The following is a 15,103-nucleotide window of genomic DNA, read 5'->3' as shown; positions in this document are numbered from 1 at the left end:
CAGAAGCTGTCAAGCACGGCAGGCCCGCTTTGCCCCAACGCGCGAGGATGTGCACAGATCAACTGGCATTTGGCGCCGTCTCATGCCGGTTTGACGTATTTGCGCCAGCTGTGCTCGGGCCGGAAGCCGAGCACGTCGCGCGCCTTGCGGTTCGAAAGCAGCGTCTCATACTCGCCAAGCTCAGCCTTGACCGGCACGCTCGGATAAAAGCGTTTCAAGAGCTCCGCCGTCGGCAGGTCCGACGAGGTGTCGTCGTTGGCCGCGTTGAACACCTGGTAGGCCAGGCCGTCCTTCTCGATGGCGCGCAAGGTGATCTGGCCAAGATCGCGCGCGTCGATGTAGCTCCAGGCGATGCGCTTGCGGAAACCGGGATCGGCGAACCATTTCGGAAACAGCGAATATTCATGCGGCTCGATGACGTTGCCGATGCGCAGCGCATAGATGTCAGCGCCGCTGCGCAGCGCGAAGGCCCGCGCCGTCTTCTCGTTGACGATCTTCGACAGCGCGTAAGAGTCCATCGGGTCGACGTCATAATCCTCGTCGAGCGGGAAATGCGTCGGATTGCGCGGCTCATTGGCGAAAACCAGGCCGTAGGTCGTCTCCGAGGAAGCGATGATGATCTTGCGGATGCCGAGCTTCACCGCCGCTTCGATGACATTGTAGGTGCCCATCGCGTTGATGCGGAACACCTCGTTGTCCGGCGTGATCATGATGCGCGGGATTGCGGCGAAATGCACCACGGCGTCGACCGGCTGTGCTCTCAGCGACGGATCGAACTCGTGCAGGCCCATATAGCTCGACAGCGCGTTGAAGACCTGCCCGCTGTCGGTGATGTCGGTGATCAGCGTGCGCACTTTCGGATTGTCGAGCGGCCTGGTGTCGATGTTGAGCACCTGGCAGCCATGTTCGACCAGATACTGAACGACATGCCGGCCAGCCTTGCCGCTGCCGCCGGTGAACATGATCCGCTTCGTCATTTTGCTCTCCACAAGGCTTGGGAATTATGTGTATTGTCAGACAATATGGCATTCCGCAATCACCCGCCACCCGCGATCCGAGGAAACGTTCTCGACAATCGCCCGCCGCGCGGGCCCATCACCACGAAAGACAGGGAAGAGACGACATGAGCACCACCGCTGCCCGCGAGAAAATCGGTTTCATCGGCCTAGGCCTGATGGGGCACGGCATCGCCAAGAACATCGTCGACAAGGGCTATCCGCTGACCTTCCTCGGCCGCAAGAACCGCAAGCCCGCGGAAGACCTTTTGGGACGCGGCGCCAAGGAAGTGGCCACATCCAAGGAGGTGGCCGCTGCCTCCGACGTCGTCTTCATCTGCGTCACCGGCTCGCGCGAGGTGGAGGCGATCATCCGCGGCCCCGGTGGGCTGAAGGAGGGCCTGAAGCAAGGCTCGGTCGTCGTCGATTGCTCGACCTCCGATCCGGTCTCGACCGTGGCCCTGGCCGCCGAGCTCAAGGCGCTCGGCGTCGACTATGTCGATGCGCCGCTCAGCCGCACGCCGAAGGAGGCCTGGGAAGGCACGCTCGACGCCATGGTCGGCGCGCCGGACACGGTGTTCGCCAGGCTGAAGCCGGTGATCGAGACCTGGGCCGGCCGCATCGTCCATATCGGCGACACCGGCGACGGCCACCGCATGAAGCTGCTCAACAACTTCATCTCGCTGGGCTACGCCGCGATCTATTCGGAAGCGCTGGCGCTGGCCGAAAAGGTCGGCATCTCGCCGCCGCGCTTCGACAGCGTCATCCGCAACGGCCGCATGGATTGCGGCTTCTACCAGACCTTCATGCGCTGGACGCTGGAGGGCGACCGCGACGCGCACAAGTTCAGCATTGCCAACGCCTTCAAGGACCTGACCTATCTGGAATCGATGGCGGGCGCGGCCGGCATTGCCAACCCACTCGGCAACGCAACCAAGAATTCCTTTGCGACCGCCTTCGCCACCGGTCCCACGGAACAGTATGTGCCGATGCTCGCCACCCATATCGGCAAGCTCAACGGCGTCGACCTGATGCCTTCGAAGGACGGCGCGAAGCAGAAGATCTGAGACGAAAGCGCTCTTCATCAAGAATGCAACTTTGAAAAAGTCAGGGGCGCCTCGCGGCGCCCCTTTTACATTGGTTCTGGATGCGACCAGCGCCTACCTCTGGATACAGGTGTCGGCTGTTTCCTTGGTGCATTCGTCGAGGCCGGTGAAGACCGGATCGTCGACCTTCTTGTTGCCGACGAGGTCGAGCATCACCGACGGCGCCTTGTAGCCCATTTCGAACGGCCGCTGGCCGACCAGCGCGGTCACCAGGCCTTCCTTGGCGATTGCCACCTCGTCGCCGATCGTGTCGGCGGCGCCGATGACGAACTCGTTCTTGGCGATCTTGTCGGCCATCGGCTTGAACAGGTCGCGATAGGGCTGCGGTGCGCCGAACAGCGGCCAGCCGCCCATGATGCCGAAGGCGTCGAGCTTCGGGTTGGCGGCGAGGATGTCGGTCATCGCCTGCACGCCCTTGGCGCCGTCGTCATTGGTGAACACCGGGCAGCCGGCGACTTCGGTCCAGCCGCCTTCGCCGGCAAGTGCTGCGAGGCCTTCCTTGCCCGACAGCGCATCGCGCATACCTTGCGCGCGGCGCAGGATGTTGTCGGCCGCCGGATTGCCCTCGATGGTGCAGATCGTGCCGCCATTCGGCTTGGCCTTCTTGATGTACTCGCCGATCTTCTTGCCCATCAAGTAGTTGTCGGTGCCGAGATAGGTCTTGCGAAGGGCGGCGTCTTCCTTGGCAAGGTCGGCGTCGACCGTCATGATCGGGATCGACGGATTGGCGCTCTTGATCGTCTGCGCGATCAGCGGCGCGTTCGACGGCGAGATCGCCATAGCCGCCGTGTCGGGTTTGCTCAGCATGTCCTGCACGATCTGCGCCTCGCCGGCTTCGTCCGAGGTCGATGCCGGGCCGGTGTAGAAGCATTCATATTCCGAGCTGGCGTTTTCCTTGTTCCACTTCTCGCAGCCCTGATGGATGGCTTCGAAGAACGGATTGTCGAGACCTTTCACGACGATGACGAGCTGTTTCTTGGCCAAAGCCGGCCCGGCGCCCAACGCCATGGCGGCGACGGCGGCAAGCAAAAGTGTTTTCCTCATATCAGTCCTCCCTTGAAACAGACGGACACCGCGTGCCCGCCACACTGATCAGCCCGGATGCATAAGAACCATGACGACGAGCATCTCATGATGTTCGCGTCCTGCGCCGGGCTGATAAGCATTTGCCGATCCGTTCGCCCGAATACTGGCGCAGCCGGATCCTTGACCTTCAAACCATTTGCCCGCCCTCCGCCGGATAGGCGGACAAGGAGCAAGATCTTCCTCCGAGACTTAGCTAATATCGGCTTTTCGCCAGCGTCAATTCCTATTTGTCCTACAAAACCGATTTTTCGTCGAGTCTCGAAATTAATCGTCAGACAATTGATTGACGCCCTTGTCCGCTTTTGCCTAAATGCGTGGACGCGCCGTTCGGGAGGAGATGGACGGCGCAGGACGCAAGCGGCGCCGGCAAAGGTCGGCGACAGCTGCGCCCAGATGGGGAGGCATAAGGCTGGTGTCGGTTCTCGAACTCGCCAACATCTCGAAGCATTTCGGCGCCATCCAGGCGGTCAACGATGTATCTTTTTCGCTGGAGGCCGGCGAGGTCGTCGGCCTGATGGGCGACAACGGCGCCGGCAAGTCGACGCTGGTGAAGATGATCGCCGGCAATTTCCACCCGAGCCACGGCATCATGCGGCTGGACGGCAAGGAGCTTGTCCTGCACAAGCCCGCGGACGCCCGCCAGCATGGCATCGAGATCGTCCACCAGGACCTCGCGCTCTGCAACAATCTGACGGCCGCGGCCAATGTCTATCTCGGCCGCGAGTTGCGCCGTGGCTTCGGTCCGCTCCGCATCCTCGACTATGGCGCCATGTACAAGCGCGCCGGCCAGCTTTTCGCCGAGCTGAAATCCGAAACGCGGCCGCGCGACCTCGTCAAGCAGATGTCGGGCGGCCAGCGCCAGGCGGTGGCCATTGCCCGCACCATGCTGTCGCAGGCCAAGATCGTGCTGATGGATGAGCCGACGGCGGCGATTTCGGTCAGGCAGGTCGCCGAGGTGCTCAACCTCATCCGCCACCTGCGCGACCAGGGCATCGCCGTGGTGCTGATCAGCCACCGCATGCCCGACGTGTTCGACGTCGCCGACCGCGTCATCGTCATGCGGCGCGGCCGCAAGGTGGCCGACAAGAAGATCGCATCGAGCTCGCCCGAGGAAGTCACCGGGCTGATCACCGGCGCCATCGAACAGGTTGCGTGATTGCGCGGAGCCTCGCGCCCCCGCCTCTCAGGAAAGGTCGATAATGGCAGTCACCCTTGACCAGACGATCGCGCAGAAGCAGCACACCTTCCTGTCGCGGCTCTTCTCCAACCAGACCTTCTGGGTGGTGATCGCGGTCATCCTCGCCTGCCTGTTCCTGTCCGTCGCCACCGATTCCTTCGCCACGTCGAAGAACCTCTTCAACATCACGCGCAATGTCACCTTCATCGCCATCGTGGCGCTCGGCATGACCTTCGTCATCATCACCGGCGGCATTGATCTGTCGGTCGGCTCGGTGCTTTGCCTGTGTTCGATGGTGCTCGCCGTCACCATGCATGCCGGCTATTCGATCGAAGTGGGCATCCTGGCCTCGATCGCCACCGCGCTTGTGATCGGCGCCTTCAACGGCGTGCTCATCGCCTATCTCGGCTTTCCGCCTTTCGTGGTCACGCTCGGCATGCTGTCGGTGGCGCGCAGCCTTGCCATGGTCGCGTCCAACAACACGGTGGTCTTCCAGTTCGGACCGGATCATCAGAAGCTTCTGGCGCTGGGCGGCGGCGCCTGGTTGTTCGGCATCGCCAATCCGGTGCTCTACATGATCATTCTGGCGCTGATCACCGGCTTCATCCTGCGCTTGACCAAGTTCGGCCGGCACATCTTCGCCATCGGCGGCAATGAGCATGCGGCGACGCTGACCGGCGTTCCCGTCAAGCAGATCAAGGTCGTCGTCTATATGATCTCGGCGCTGTCGGCGGGGATTGCCGGCATCATCCAGACCGGATGGCTGGGCGCCGTCACCACCAATCTCGGCAACGGCATGGAGCTGCAGGTGATCGCCGCCACCGTCATCGGCGGCGCCAATCTCGCCGGTGGCGTCGGCACCGCGCTCGGCGCCATCGTCGGCGCCGCCCTCATCGAGGTGATCCGCAACAGCCTTGGCCTGCTCGGCATCAACGCCTTCTGGCAGGGCACTTTCATCGGCGGCGCGATCATCCTGGCGGTGCTGTTCGACCGCGTCCGCAACTTCCGCCGCAGTGACTAGCTCCCCCTATCGCTCAGTCTGAAAATCCATCCAGGCGCTTTGGACGCAAGTTTCGCCGCGCCTGCCTGCCTTGACGCGGCCGCACCCCGGCCGCACTATTCCCCCGCAGGCGAAGGGAGGCCAGTCGCCTGCGGGAGGAACGATACCCATGACGGACGCGATCAGGCTCTATTGGGGCCGGTTCGGACATGTTTCCGCGCTGAATGTCGCCAACGACTTCGTCACCCATGCGCATGGCGAGGCACATCTCATCATCTGGCTGGAAGGCACGGCAGGCGAAATGACCATCGGCCGCGAGACGGTGCGGCTTGGACCGGGCACCGCGGCCGGCATCAACTCGTTCCAGCCGCACAGCCACGCCCTTTCCCGCGACGGCAAGCCTGGACTGTTCCTCGCCTTCTACATCGACCCGGATTGGGCGCGCCAGCGCCGCGACCTCCCATCGTCCGCGCCGCTGTTCACGCAAGCCGCGATCACACTGGAGCCCTGGCTGCATCAGGCGGCGGCGAACCTGCTCGATCACCTGACCGACAATGAGAGCATCGACGACATCGCCAATTACGAGATCGAGCGTTTCATCGACAGCGTGCTCGATGCGGCCGAGACATCTGCGCCACAGATAGCCCGCGCGCGCATCAACACGATGCTCGACTTCCGCGTCCGCAAGGCGATCCAGCTGATGAAGGCCAATGTCTGCGAGCGCATCTCCTTCGACGACGTCGCCCGCTCGGTCGGCCTGTCCCGGCCGCATTTCTTCGCGCTCTTCAAGGAACAGACCAATCTGACGCCGAACGTCTATTGGAACACGCTGCGCATGGAGGAAGCCGTGCGCCAGCTGCAGTGGTCGCAGGAGCCGTTGATCTCGGTCGCCTGCAATCTCGGCTTCACCACCCAGGGCAATTTCTCGCGCTTCTTCCGCGACCATGTCGGCGTGCCGCCGACGCTCTACCGCGAAGCCGCGAGAGCCATGTCCTGAGTGCTCTGCAGGCTGATCCGTCGCCGCATTTTCCGACTGGTTGATACGCACTCAAGACGCATTGATAAGCGCCAGCCAGTCGGCCGCCCTAGCCTGCTCCCGATCTTTGCAAGGGAGCCAGTCTATGGCGAAAGTCACCATTTCCAGCGTCATCGACGCGCCGGTCGAGCAGGTCTGGGCGCACATCCGCGACTTCAATGGCCTGCCGAACTGGCATCCGCGCATGGTGGAAAGCCATATCGAGGACGGCAAGGACGCTACCGCGATCGGCTGCGTGCGCAACTTCCAACTGGTCAGCGGCGCTCGGCTGCGCGAGAAGCTGCTCGACTTCTCCGACGACAATTTCCTGGTCAGCTACTCGATCCTGGAAACGCCGCAGCCGCTCACCAATCACAAGGCGACGCTGCAGTTGCGGCGCATCACCGACGGTAACCGCACCTATGCCGAATGGACGGCGAGCTTCGACGCAGCACCGGAGGAAGCCGACAAGCTGGCCGAGGGCATGGGCGCCAACGTCTTCCAGGGCGGCTTCAACGCCTTGAAAAGCCATTTCGCTGGCCAGAGCTGACGGGGGCCTGCCATGTCGCTTGCGCTGCAGACTTTTTCGAGCGTGAAAGACGCCAACGCCGCGCTGCAGACAGCGGGCTCACGCTATATTGGCGGCGGCACGCTTGTCGTCCGCGCGGCCAACGAAGGCGACGTTTCCGTCTCCAGCCTGGTGCGTGTCACCGATCCGGGCCTATCGCAAATCGCGGTTGTCGGCGCCAAGGTCCGGCTCGGCGCTTCGGTCACCATGGCCGCGATCGCCCGCCACCCCGAACTTGCCGTGCTCGCGCCTGCCGCGCGCGCTGTAGGCGGGCCTGCGATCCGCAACATGGCAACCGTCGGCGGCAATCTGTTCGTCCCCGCCCCTTATGGCGATTTCGCCGTCGCGCTGCTGGCGCTGGACGCGACCGTCGTCACCGAAGATGGCGAAACGCCGATCGAGACTTTCCTGGCCGATCGCAACACCAGCCGCTCCATAGTGACGGCGGTGAATATTGCATCGCCCAAAACCGAAAGCTTCCGCTTCCTGAAAGTGTCGCGCGTCAAGCCGAAGGGGGTCTCGGTGCTGAGCATCGCCGCGCTTCTGGAACGCGCACCGGACGGCACGGTGACCTCGGCGCGCATCGCGCTGGGCTGCATGGCCGATCGGCCGATCCGCGCTTTAGCGACCGAAAAGGCGCTGCTCGGCTGCAAGCTCACGCCGCAGGAGATCGCGCCGGCGCTGGTGGCCGTGAGCGAAGGCATCGCGCCGATCACCGATCCGATCGCCAGCGCCTGGTATCGCGCCGAGGTTCTGCCGGTCCATCTCGGCCGGCTGCTGCTTGACTAATATCCGTGGGGGACGCGCGTCTGTCCGGTCGATCCGGGCAGGCGCGCAGGGAGGAAAAATGGCAAAAGTACCTGTCCAATTCACGCTCAACGGCTCCGAAAAAGCCGAATTCGTCGACAGCGGCGCGACGCTGCTCCATGCGTTGCGCGACAAGATCGGCGACACCTCGCCGAAGGGCGGCTGCCATCAGGGCACCTGCGGCGCCTGCTCGGTCATCATTGACGGTGAATTGCGGCTCTCCTGCCTGACATTGGCTGAGACCTGCAACGGCGCGGCCGTCACCACGACGGCCGGCCTCGCCGAAGCCGGCGTCCTACATCCGTTGCAGCGCGCCTTCCTCGACGCCTTCGCCACGCAATGCGGCTTCTGCACGCCGGGCATGATCATGGCCGCAAAAGTGCTGCTCGATCGCACGCCGAACCCGAGCCGCGAGGATGTGGTCGAGGCGCTGTCCGGCAACATCTGCCGCTGCACCGGCTATGAGCCGATCATCCAGGCGGTGCTGACCGCCGCGCGCGCCAATTCGCAGAACGCCGCCTGAGGGAACGAGCCATGGAACTGCGCAAGGACTATTTCGCCGATGTCCGCAAGGACGGCCTGCATGAGATCGGCCAGGGCCGCCCGCGGCTCGACTCCCCTGGACACGTCACCGGCAAGACCGCCTATTTCGCCGACCGGAACTTCCCGGGCATGCTGCATCTGAAGATGGTGCGCAGCCCGCACCACCATGCCCGCATCCGCTCGATCGACACGTCGCAAGCGGAAAAGCATCCGGGCGTGGTCAAGGTGCTGACCGCCAAGGACGTGCCGCACAATGTCTACACCATTCTGATCCTCATCCAGATCGGCCCGGAGGACGAGACGGTGCTGGCCGACGGCAAGGTGCGCTGGAAGGGCGAGGCGGTGGTGGCCGTGCTGGCCGAGACCGAGCGCGCCGCGCAGGAAGCCGCCGCCAAGGTCAAGGTGGATTACGAAGTGCTGCCGGCCGTCTTCGACATGGAGGAAGCGCTGAAGCCCGGCGCACCATTGGTCAACGAGTATCACGGCCAGAACTATTACCTCTACGATAGCGGCGAATGCCGCAAGGTGCGCTTCGGCGATGTCGAGGCTGGCTTTGCCCAGGCCGATCACATCCTCGAACAGTCCTACCAGTCCTCGCCGATCGAGCACGCGCCGACCGAGACGACGGGCTGCGTGGTGACGCCAGAAGGCAACGACCGCTTCACCTGCTACACCAACACGCAGGCCATGTTCTTCACCCTCGACAACACTTCGATCATCCTGCAGATGCCGGGCAGCAAGCTCCACTTCGTCGGCGGCACCGTCGGCGGCGGCTTCGGCGGCAAGGTCGACGTCATCGTCGAGCCGATCGCCATCCTGGCCGCCAAGCTAACCGGACGCCCAGTCTGTTTCATCTACAGCCGTGAGGAGGAGATGCAGATCTCCTCGCCGCGCGCGGCTGAGAAGGTCGTCATCAAGGACGGCTTGATGAAGGACGGCCGCATCGTTGCGCGCAAGGTGACCGGCTACACCGATGCCGGCGCCTATTCGCGCCACTCGCCCTACGGCGCGCAGAAGGGCGCCGCGCACTATCCCGGCCCCTACACGATCCCGAATGTCTGGATCGACACCTACTGCGTCTACACCAATCGCACCCCCTCCTCCGCCATGCGCGGCTTCGGCGTCACCATCGGCGACTTCGCGCTGGAGGTGCAGATGGACAAGCTGGCGCGGCTGATCGGCATGGACCCGCTCGAATTCCGCTTCATCAACGCCTATCGCGACGGCGACATGAAGGCGCATCGCCAGCCGACCGAGGGTGCCGCGCTGATCGAATGCATGCAGGAAGCCTCGCGCGCCGCCAACTGGCCGGTGGCGGAAAAATACATGGCGATGTCCTCCTACAGGAAGGAAGCCTGAGATGGCGATCCGGCGTGGACGCGGCGTCGCCGCGATCAACTATCCGACCGGCATGAACCTCGGCGGCGACCCGACCCAGGCGCTGGTCCATTCGACGCCGACCGGCAATTTCATGGTGACGCTGTCCAGTGTCGATCTCGGCCAGGGCATGAAGCAGATCATGGCCCAGATCTGCGCCGAGACCATCGGCGTGCCGACCGACCGCGTCATCATCGACACCGCCGACACCGACACCGGCCCGCATTGCATGGGCACTTTCGCCTCGCGCGGCACGCACCGCGCCGGCAATGCCGTCATCCAGGCGGCCAAGGAAGCCCGCCAGGTGATGCTGGAAGTGGCCGCCGAAGAGCTGGAGGTGAACGCTTCCGACCTCGAGACCGACGGCGAAGGCAACATTCTGGTCAAAGGCGCGCCGCAGAAATCGATCTCGATCTTCGATGTCGCCCTGTCGGCGCATTTCAAGCGCGGCCGCTCGATCTCGGGCCGCGGCATGTTCCTGATCCCGCGCTCCTACCCGGAGAAGGAGACCGGCGCGATGAAGCCCTCCACCTGCTACGCCCATGCCTGCACGGTGGCCGAGGTCGAGGTCGACGACGAGACCGGCGAAGTGACGGTGCTGAGGGTCAAGAACGTCTTCGAGATCGGCCGCGCGCTCAATCCGAAGATGGTCGAGCAGCAGTTGGTCGGCGGCTCCTGGATGGGAATCAGCCACGCGCTCTACGAGGCGACCGAACCCTATTATCCGAACCGCGACCATGGCGGCACCGACTTCAACCAATATCTGATGCCGGGCCCTGGCGACCTGGCCGAGACCGAGATCATCGTGCTGGAGCGTCCGTCCGCCGACGGGCCGTTCGGCGCCAAGGGTCCGGGCGAGATGTGCGCCAACCCGCAGATCCCGGCGGTCGCCAATGCCGTCTTCGATGCCGTCGGCGTGCGCATCGACACGCTGCCGATCACGCCGGAGCGCATCCTGCGCGCGCTGAAGGCGCGGGCGGCGGGCTGAGGGGAAGATGACCAGCGCCGACGCCGTTGAGGTCGCGGCTTCGCCGGAGGCGATAGCAGCGCGCCTTGCCGCCTCGCGCTATCTGGCCGACGACAGCCTTGCCACCGCGATCTTCCTGGCGATCCGCCTGGGCAAGCCGCTGCTGCTCGAGGGCGCGCCGGGCGTCGGCAAGACCGAAGCCGCGAAGGCGGTCGCCGAACTCCTCGGCCGCGAGCTGGTGCGCCTGCAATGCTATGAAGGCATCGACGCCGGGCATGCATTGTACGAATGGAACTACCAGCGCCAGCTGCTTGCCATCCGCCATGCCGGCGAGCATGAGGTCGACATCTATGACGACCGATTCCTGATCGCCCGGCCGCTGCTGCAGGTGCTGCGGTCGCCGGAACAGCGCGTGCTGCTGGTCGACGAGATCGACCGGTCCGACCATGAATTCGAAGCGCTGCTCTTGGAATTCCTTTCCGACTTCCAGATCAGCATTCCGGAGCGCGGCACGATCCGCGCGGCAAAGCAGCCAATCGTCATCCTGACCTCGAACCGCACCCGCGAGCTTGCCGAGGCGCTGCGCCGGCGCTGCGTCTATCACTGGATCGGCTATCCCGATGCCGCGCGCGAGGCCGAGATCATAATGCTGCGCTCGGGCCATGTCGCCGAGGCGACCGCACGCGCGGTGGCGAATGCCGTGCAGGAAATCCGCGCGCGGCCGTTGGCCAAGCCGCCCGGCATCGCCGAGGCGGTCGAATGGGCGAATGCCGCGACCATCCTCGAAAAAGGCGGCAGCCCATGGCCGGAAGCCTTCCGCCGCGCCATCGGCGTGCTGATCAAGGACGAGGAGGATCTTTCTTCGATCGCGCCGGAACTTGGCCGCATCGTCGAAGAGGCGCTAGGGTGATGAGCAATCGGCATCGCGCGCCTATCTCTCAGCGCTGGCGGGACAGCGCCCCCCTCTGTCCTGCCGGACATCTCCCCCACAAGGGGGGAGATCAGATGTCGCGCCGGCTTTCGCCAATCTTCAGCCTGGCAGAATTGAGCGGCGCGCCAACGCTGCTAATCTCCCCCCTCGTGGGGGAGATGTCCGGCAGGACAGAGGGGGGCGCGAAGGAATGATGCCGGAAAGCTTGCCTCGTGCCGCCGCGCCTTTCCTAGGCTTCGCCCGCCTGCTCCGCCGTCACGCCTTCGCCATTGCGCCGGAACAGGTGACCAGCTTCATGCAAGCGGTCACCCTGCTCGGCCCGCGCTCGATGAACGACGTCCGCGAGGCCGCACTCGCCACGTTAGCTCCCTCGCCCGATCGCCGCGGCGAATTCGAGGCGCATTTCCGCGGCTATTTCTACGGCGATACCAGGCCGTCAATCGAAGGCGAAGAAGACGACGAAACCCGCATCAAGGACGATCGCGGCACCCACGAGGAAGAGAAGCAAACCATCCGCCATGAGAAAGGTGGCGAGCTGTCCTCGGCGCTTGAACAACTGAGCAGCCGCGATTTCCGGCGCGACGCCGATGACCTTGGCCCGTTCCGCCGCAAGCTCGCATGCGCCCTGCCCGCGCGCCGTTCCTTTCGCACCGCGCGCACCCGCTCGCACGGCACGCTCGACCTTCGACGCTCGCTGAGCGAAATCGTCAGCGCCGATGGCGACATTCCCTCGCCGCTCCTGCGGCGCCGCCAAACCGTGCCGCGCAAGCTGCTCCTGCTCATCGACGTCTCCGGCTCGATGAAGCTGCACACGGCCGATTACCTGAAGCTGGCGCACGCAGCGGTGCAAGGCGCCGGCCGTGCCGAGGTCTTCACCTTCGGCACGCGGCTCACCCGCATCACGTCCGCGCTGCGCATCCGCGACCGTGGCCAGGCGCTGGCGCGCGCGGCCGCCCAGGTCGATGACTGGGACGGCGGAACGCGCATGGGACCGACATTGCTGGCCTTCCTCTCGGTGCCGCGTTTTTCGGCCTTCGCGCGCGGTGCCGCGGTCGTCATTCTCTCGGATGCGCTGGAGCGCGGCGACCACGCGGACCTCGAAACCGCCATGCGCCGCTTGAGCGCCCGCGCCTTCCGGCTGTCGCTGGCGACGCCGCTCGCCGGCGATCCGCGCTTTCGCCCGGCGACGGCGGCACTCCGCGCCATCCTGCCGGCGCTCGACGATCTGGTCGACGGCTCGTCGGTGGGAAGCCTGACCGATTTCATCCTGTCGCTCGCCCGTCCTGCGCCTGCGGCTTCAGCCATCTGGAAAAGGGTATCGTGATGCAGAAAGCCATCGACGCGCATTTCCACATCTGGCGCCAAAAGGACCAGCCCTGGCTGGTCGGGCCGATGGTGCCGCGCATCTTCGGCCCCTACGAGCCGATCCGCCGCGACTATCCGATCACGGAGTTCCTCGAAGACCAGAAAGGCTCGGGCGTCGAGAAAGCCGTCTATGTCCAGACCAACTGGGCCAAGGAGAATTTCGAAAAAGAGGTCGCCTTCCTGCAGAAGACCGCCGACGAAACCGGCTGGCCGCACGCCATCGTCGGCTATGCCGACATGACGGTCGACGACGTCCGCCCGCAGATCGACCGGCTGATGAAATACAAGCTGCTGCGCGGCGTGCGCATGCAGCTCCACTGGCACGAAACACCAGCCTTCCGCTTCGCCGCCTCCGCCGACCAGGTGATCGATCCCAAGGTGCGCGCCAACGTGGCGCGGCTGAAGGACTACGGCCTCTCCTTCGACCTGCAGCTTTTCCCGGCGCAGATGAAAGATGGACTGAGGCTGGTTGGCGAAAACCCGCAGACGAATTTCATCCTCACCCATGCCGGCATGCTGACCGGCATGGAGCCGGAAACCACCGAAGCATGGAAGGCGGGTCTCCGCACGCTATCGGCCGCGCCCAATTTCTACGCCAAGCTGTCGGGGCTCGGCACTTTCGTTCACCGCAACGACCCGGACCTCATTGCCTACATTGTCGACAACGCCATCGATATCCTCGGCAGCGACCGGCTGATGTTCGGCTCGAACTTCCCGATCGAAAAGCTGTGGACCAACCATGCCGAGCTGATCAAGGCGCACCGCGCTGCGGTTGCCGGACACGGCGCCAAGGCCGAGGCGGACATCTTCTGGAACACGGCGGAGAAGGTTTACCGGCCGGTATAGCGCTTCGGAAAGCCGCCGCGCCGGGTAGGCGCGACGGCTTGCGGAGCAAGCAGTTATTGCGTCGGCAACATGCCTTCGACGTCGCTCGCAGCGTCGGCAAGCGCTTCCTTCGGCGTCGCCGACTGGTCGACGATGCGCGACAGATTGTCGACGATGGTCTGCGTCACCTTGACTCCGTTGGTGCCGGGGAAGGCGTACCACGGAACCATCAGCGGCATCTGGCTGAGGCCGGCCTGGAACAGCGGGTTCTTCTTGTAGAAATCGCCGAGATAATCAGGTGATTTCGCGGCGAGTTCGTTGTTGGGGACATAGCCGGTGCCGGGCACCACCACCGACGCGCCGTACGGGCCGGCGGCGAACTTGGCGAACTTCCAGGCGGCTTCCTGCTTCGCGGTGTCCTTGGTCAGGATGACCACCGCATTGCCGCCGGTCGGCAAATGGCCGTTGACCGGATCGATCAGCGGAATCTTGGCCGTGCGCAGCGTGAACTTGTCGCCGACATTCTTGATCGTGTTGACCAGCGCGCCTGTGGTCTGGAATTCGAAGCCGACCTTGCCGGCCGCGAAAGCCTGCTCGCCCGCCGGCTTGGTGAAGACCGGCATGCCGCCTTCCTTCACCATCCGCTCGATAAGCTCGACAGCCTTCTCGCCTTCTGGACTGTTGAAAGCGACCTTGCTCTCGTCGCCGTTCAGCATCTTGCCCCCGGCGCCAAACAGCAGCGCCGAGAACATCCAATCATCGCCCTGCCAGCGGAAGTCGATGCCGTCGACACCGTTGCCGAGCGCCTTGATCTTGCCGCCAAGCGCGATCACCTCGTCCCAGGTCTTGGGCGGATTGTCCGGATCGCCACCGGCCGCCTTCACCAGGTCGGCGTTGTAATACATGATCGGATTGGAGGTGGCGAAGGCCAGCCCGATCTGCTTGCCGTTCACCTGCGCGAGCTTCAGTATGGTGTCGGAGAAGCCTTGCTCGGCCATGTTGCCGTCCTTCTTCACCAGCGGCCCGAGGTCGACGGCGACGTCGCGCTCGTTGAGCATGCGCAGGCGATTGAGGCCGATGAAGGTGATGTCGGGCATCTCGTCGGTGCCGGCCTGACGAAGAATGGTCTGGATGCCTTCCTCATAGGTCGCGGACGGGCTGGCGAACTGGATCTTGATGTCGGGATTCTCTTCCATGAACTTCTTCGAGATCGTGTCCATCACGTTCTTGAAGAAACCGGGCATCGGATAGTGGACCGTCAGTGTCGTGTCGGCATAGGCCGGAAGGGCCGATGCCAGCGACACCGCCGCCATGGCAATAATCCTGGAGAAATGCTTCATT

At 64.2% G+C, this 15,103-nt stretch carries 15 protein-coding genes; 12 read left to right on the top strand and 3 right to left on the bottom strand.

Annotated features, from left to right (window positions below):
- Positions 1–80 precede the first annotated feature (80 nt).
- Positions 81–977, bottom strand: a complete 897-nt coding sequence (locus tag FJ957_RS04195; protein ID WP_140828829.1) for an NAD(P)-dependent oxidoreductase — start codon at positions 975–977, stop codon at positions 81–83.
- A 26-nt stretch (positions 978–1,003) separates the two neighbouring features.
- Here FJ957_RS04195 and FJ957_RS04190 point away from each other — a divergent pair, with 26 nt between their 5' ends.
- A complete protein-coding gene (locus FJ957_RS04190; RefSeq protein ID WP_281407669.1) occupies positions 1,004–2,062 on the top strand; it encodes an NAD(P)-dependent oxidoreductase in 1,059 nt (352 codons plus the stop codon).
- Positions 2,063–2,155: 93 nt separating this feature from the next.
- On the opposite strand, the gene FJ957_RS04185 is transcribed toward FJ957_RS04190, so the two are convergent.
- Entirely contained in the window at positions 2,156–3,145 is a 990-nt protein-coding gene (locus FJ957_RS04185; RefSeq protein ID WP_140647991.1) for a sugar-binding protein, read from the bottom strand.
- 454 nt (positions 3,146–3,599) lie between these two features.
- Between FJ957_RS04185 and FJ957_RS04180 the strand changes: the two genes are divergently transcribed.
- From FJ957_RS04180 to FJ957_RS04125, 11 genes are all read left to right on the top strand, one after another.
- The gene (locus tag FJ957_RS04180; protein ID WP_140828824.1) at positions 3,600–4,343 is read left to right on the top strand and encodes an ATP-binding cassette domain-containing protein; all 744 of its coding nucleotides are present in this window, start codon (positions 3,600–3,602) and stop codon (positions 4,341–4,343) included.
- Positions 4,344–4,386: 43 nt separating this feature from the next.
- On the top strand, positions 4,387–5,385 hold the full coding sequence (locus FJ957_RS04175) for an ABC transporter permease (protein WP_140659882.1): 999 nt from the start codon (positions 4,387–4,389) through the stop codon (positions 5,383–5,385).
- Positions 5,386–5,533: 148 nt separating this feature from the next.
- Positions 5,534–6,361 carry an AraC family transcriptional regulator gene (locus FJ957_RS04170; RefSeq protein ID WP_140828822.1) on the top strand — a complete coding sequence of 276 codons (828 nt, stop codon included), beginning with the start codon at positions 5,534–5,536 and terminating at the stop codon, positions 6,359–6,361.
- A 124-nt stretch (positions 6,362–6,485) separates the two neighbouring features.
- Positions 6,486–6,929: an SRPBCC family protein gene (locus FJ957_RS04165; protein ID WP_140828820.1), complete on the top strand. Its 444-nt coding sequence runs from the start codon at positions 6,486–6,488 to the stop codon at positions 6,927–6,929.
- A 12-nt stretch (positions 6,930–6,941) separates the two neighbouring features.
- Complete coding sequence (locus FJ957_RS04160; RefSeq protein WP_140828818.1) at positions 6,942–7,736, top strand: FAD binding domain-containing protein; 795 nt, start codon at positions 6,942–6,944, stop codon at positions 7,734–7,736.
- A 58-nt stretch (positions 7,737–7,794) separates the two neighbouring features.
- Positions 7,795–8,277 carry a (2Fe-2S)-binding protein gene (locus FJ957_RS04155; RefSeq protein ID WP_140828816.1) on the top strand — a complete coding sequence of 161 codons (483 nt, stop codon included), beginning with the start codon at positions 7,795–7,797 and terminating at the stop codon, positions 8,275–8,277.
- An 11-nt stretch (positions 8,278–8,288) separates the two neighbouring features.
- Entirely contained in the window at positions 8,289–9,656 is a 1,368-nt protein-coding gene (locus FJ957_RS32415; protein WP_140828814.1) for a xanthine dehydrogenase family protein molybdopterin-binding subunit, read from the top strand.
- 1 nt (position 9,657) lies between these two features.
- Positions 9,658–10,662: a molybdopterin cofactor-binding domain-containing protein gene (locus FJ957_RS32410; RefSeq protein WP_140828812.1), complete on the top strand. Its 1,005-nt coding sequence runs from the start codon at positions 9,658–9,660 to the stop codon at positions 10,660–10,662.
- A 7-nt stretch (positions 10,663–10,669) separates the two neighbouring features.
- The gene (locus tag FJ957_RS04140) at positions 10,670–11,551 is read left to right on the top strand and encodes a MoxR family ATPase (RefSeq protein WP_140828811.1); all 882 of its coding nucleotides are present in this window, start codon (positions 10,670–10,672) and stop codon (positions 11,549–11,551) included.
- A gap of 211 nt (positions 11,552–11,762) precedes the next feature.
- Entirely contained in the window at positions 11,763–12,896 is a 1,134-nt protein-coding gene (locus tag FJ957_RS04130; protein WP_140828809.1) for a VWA domain-containing protein, read from the top strand.
- The gene (locus FJ957_RS04125; protein WP_181180507.1) at positions 12,896–13,783 is read left to right on the top strand and encodes an amidohydrolase; all 888 of its coding nucleotides are present in this window, start codon (positions 12,896–12,898) and stop codon (positions 13,781–13,783) included. Before FJ957_RS04130 ends, FJ957_RS04125 begins: the two co-directional genes overlap by 1 nt.
- Positions 13,784–13,836: 53 nt before the next feature.
- On the opposite strand, the gene FJ957_RS04120 is transcribed toward FJ957_RS04125, so the two are convergent.
- Positions 13,837–15,102 carry an ABC transporter substrate-binding protein gene (locus tag FJ957_RS04120; RefSeq protein WP_140828805.1) on the bottom strand — a complete coding sequence of 422 codons (1,266 nt, stop codon included), beginning with the start codon at positions 15,100–15,102 and terminating at the stop codon, positions 13,837–13,839.
- Position 15,103 lies beyond the last annotated feature (1 nt).

This window comes from Mesorhizobium sp. B2-4-6 (assembly GCF_006442775.1).
Classification (GTDB): Bacteria; Pseudomonadota; Alphaproteobacteria; order Rhizobiales; family Rhizobiaceae; genus Mesorhizobium.
Note: the sequence above shows the minus strand (reverse complement) of the source record. Positions and strands in the feature narration are given on the sequence as shown.

Bases quoted from the DNA above. Each gene is read 5' to 3' on its own strand.
- FJ957_RS04195 (WP_140828829.1), bottom strand. From the start codon at position 977: ATGACGAAGCGGATCATGTTCACCGGCGGCAGCGGCAAGGCTGGCCGG.
- FJ957_RS04190 (WP_281407669.1), top strand. From the start codon at position 1,004: ATGTGTATTGTCAGACAATATGGCATTCCGCAATCACCCGCCACCCGC.
- FJ957_RS04185 (WP_140647991.1), bottom strand. From the start codon at position 3,145: ATGAGGAAAACACTTTTGCTTGCCGCCGTCGCCGCCATGGCGTTGGGC.
- FJ957_RS04175 (WP_140659882.1), top strand. From the start codon at position 4,387: ATGGCAGTCACCCTTGACCAGACGATCGCGCAGAAGCAGCACACCTTC.
- FJ957_RS04170 (WP_140828822.1), top strand. From the start codon at position 5,534: ATGACGGACGCGATCAGGCTCTATTGGGGCCGGTTCGGACATGTTTCC.
- FJ957_RS04165 (WP_140828820.1), top strand. From the start codon at position 6,486: ATGGCGAAAGTCACCATTTCCAGCGTCATCGACGCGCCGGTCGAGCAG.
- FJ957_RS04160 (WP_140828818.1), top strand. From the start codon at position 6,942: ATGTCGCTTGCGCTGCAGACTTTTTCGAGCGTGAAAGACGCCAACGCC.
- FJ957_RS04155 (WP_140828816.1), top strand. From the start codon at position 7,795: ATGGCAAAAGTACCTGTCCAATTCACGCTCAACGGCTCCGAAAAAGCC.
- FJ957_RS32415 (WP_140828814.1), top strand. From the start codon at position 8,289: ATGGAACTGCGCAAGGACTATTTCGCCGATGTCCGCAAGGACGGCCTG.
- FJ957_RS32410 (WP_140828812.1), top strand. From the start codon at position 9,658: ATGGCGATCCGGCGTGGACGCGGCGTCGCCGCGATCAACTATCCGACC.
- FJ957_RS04140 (WP_140828811.1), top strand. From the start codon at position 10,670: ATGACCAGCGCCGACGCCGTTGAGGTCGCGGCTTCGCCGGAGGCGATA.
- FJ957_RS04130 (WP_140828809.1), top strand. From the start codon at position 11,763: ATGATGCCGGAAAGCTTGCCTCGTGCCGCCGCGCCTTTCCTAGGCTTC.
- FJ957_RS04125 (WP_181180507.1), top strand. From the start codon at position 12,896: ATGCAGAAAGCCATCGACGCGCATTTCCACATCTGGCGCCAAAAGGAC.
- FJ957_RS04120 (WP_140828805.1), bottom strand. From the start codon at position 15,102: ATGAAGCATTTCTCCAGGATTATTGCCATGGCGGCGGTGTCGCTGGCA.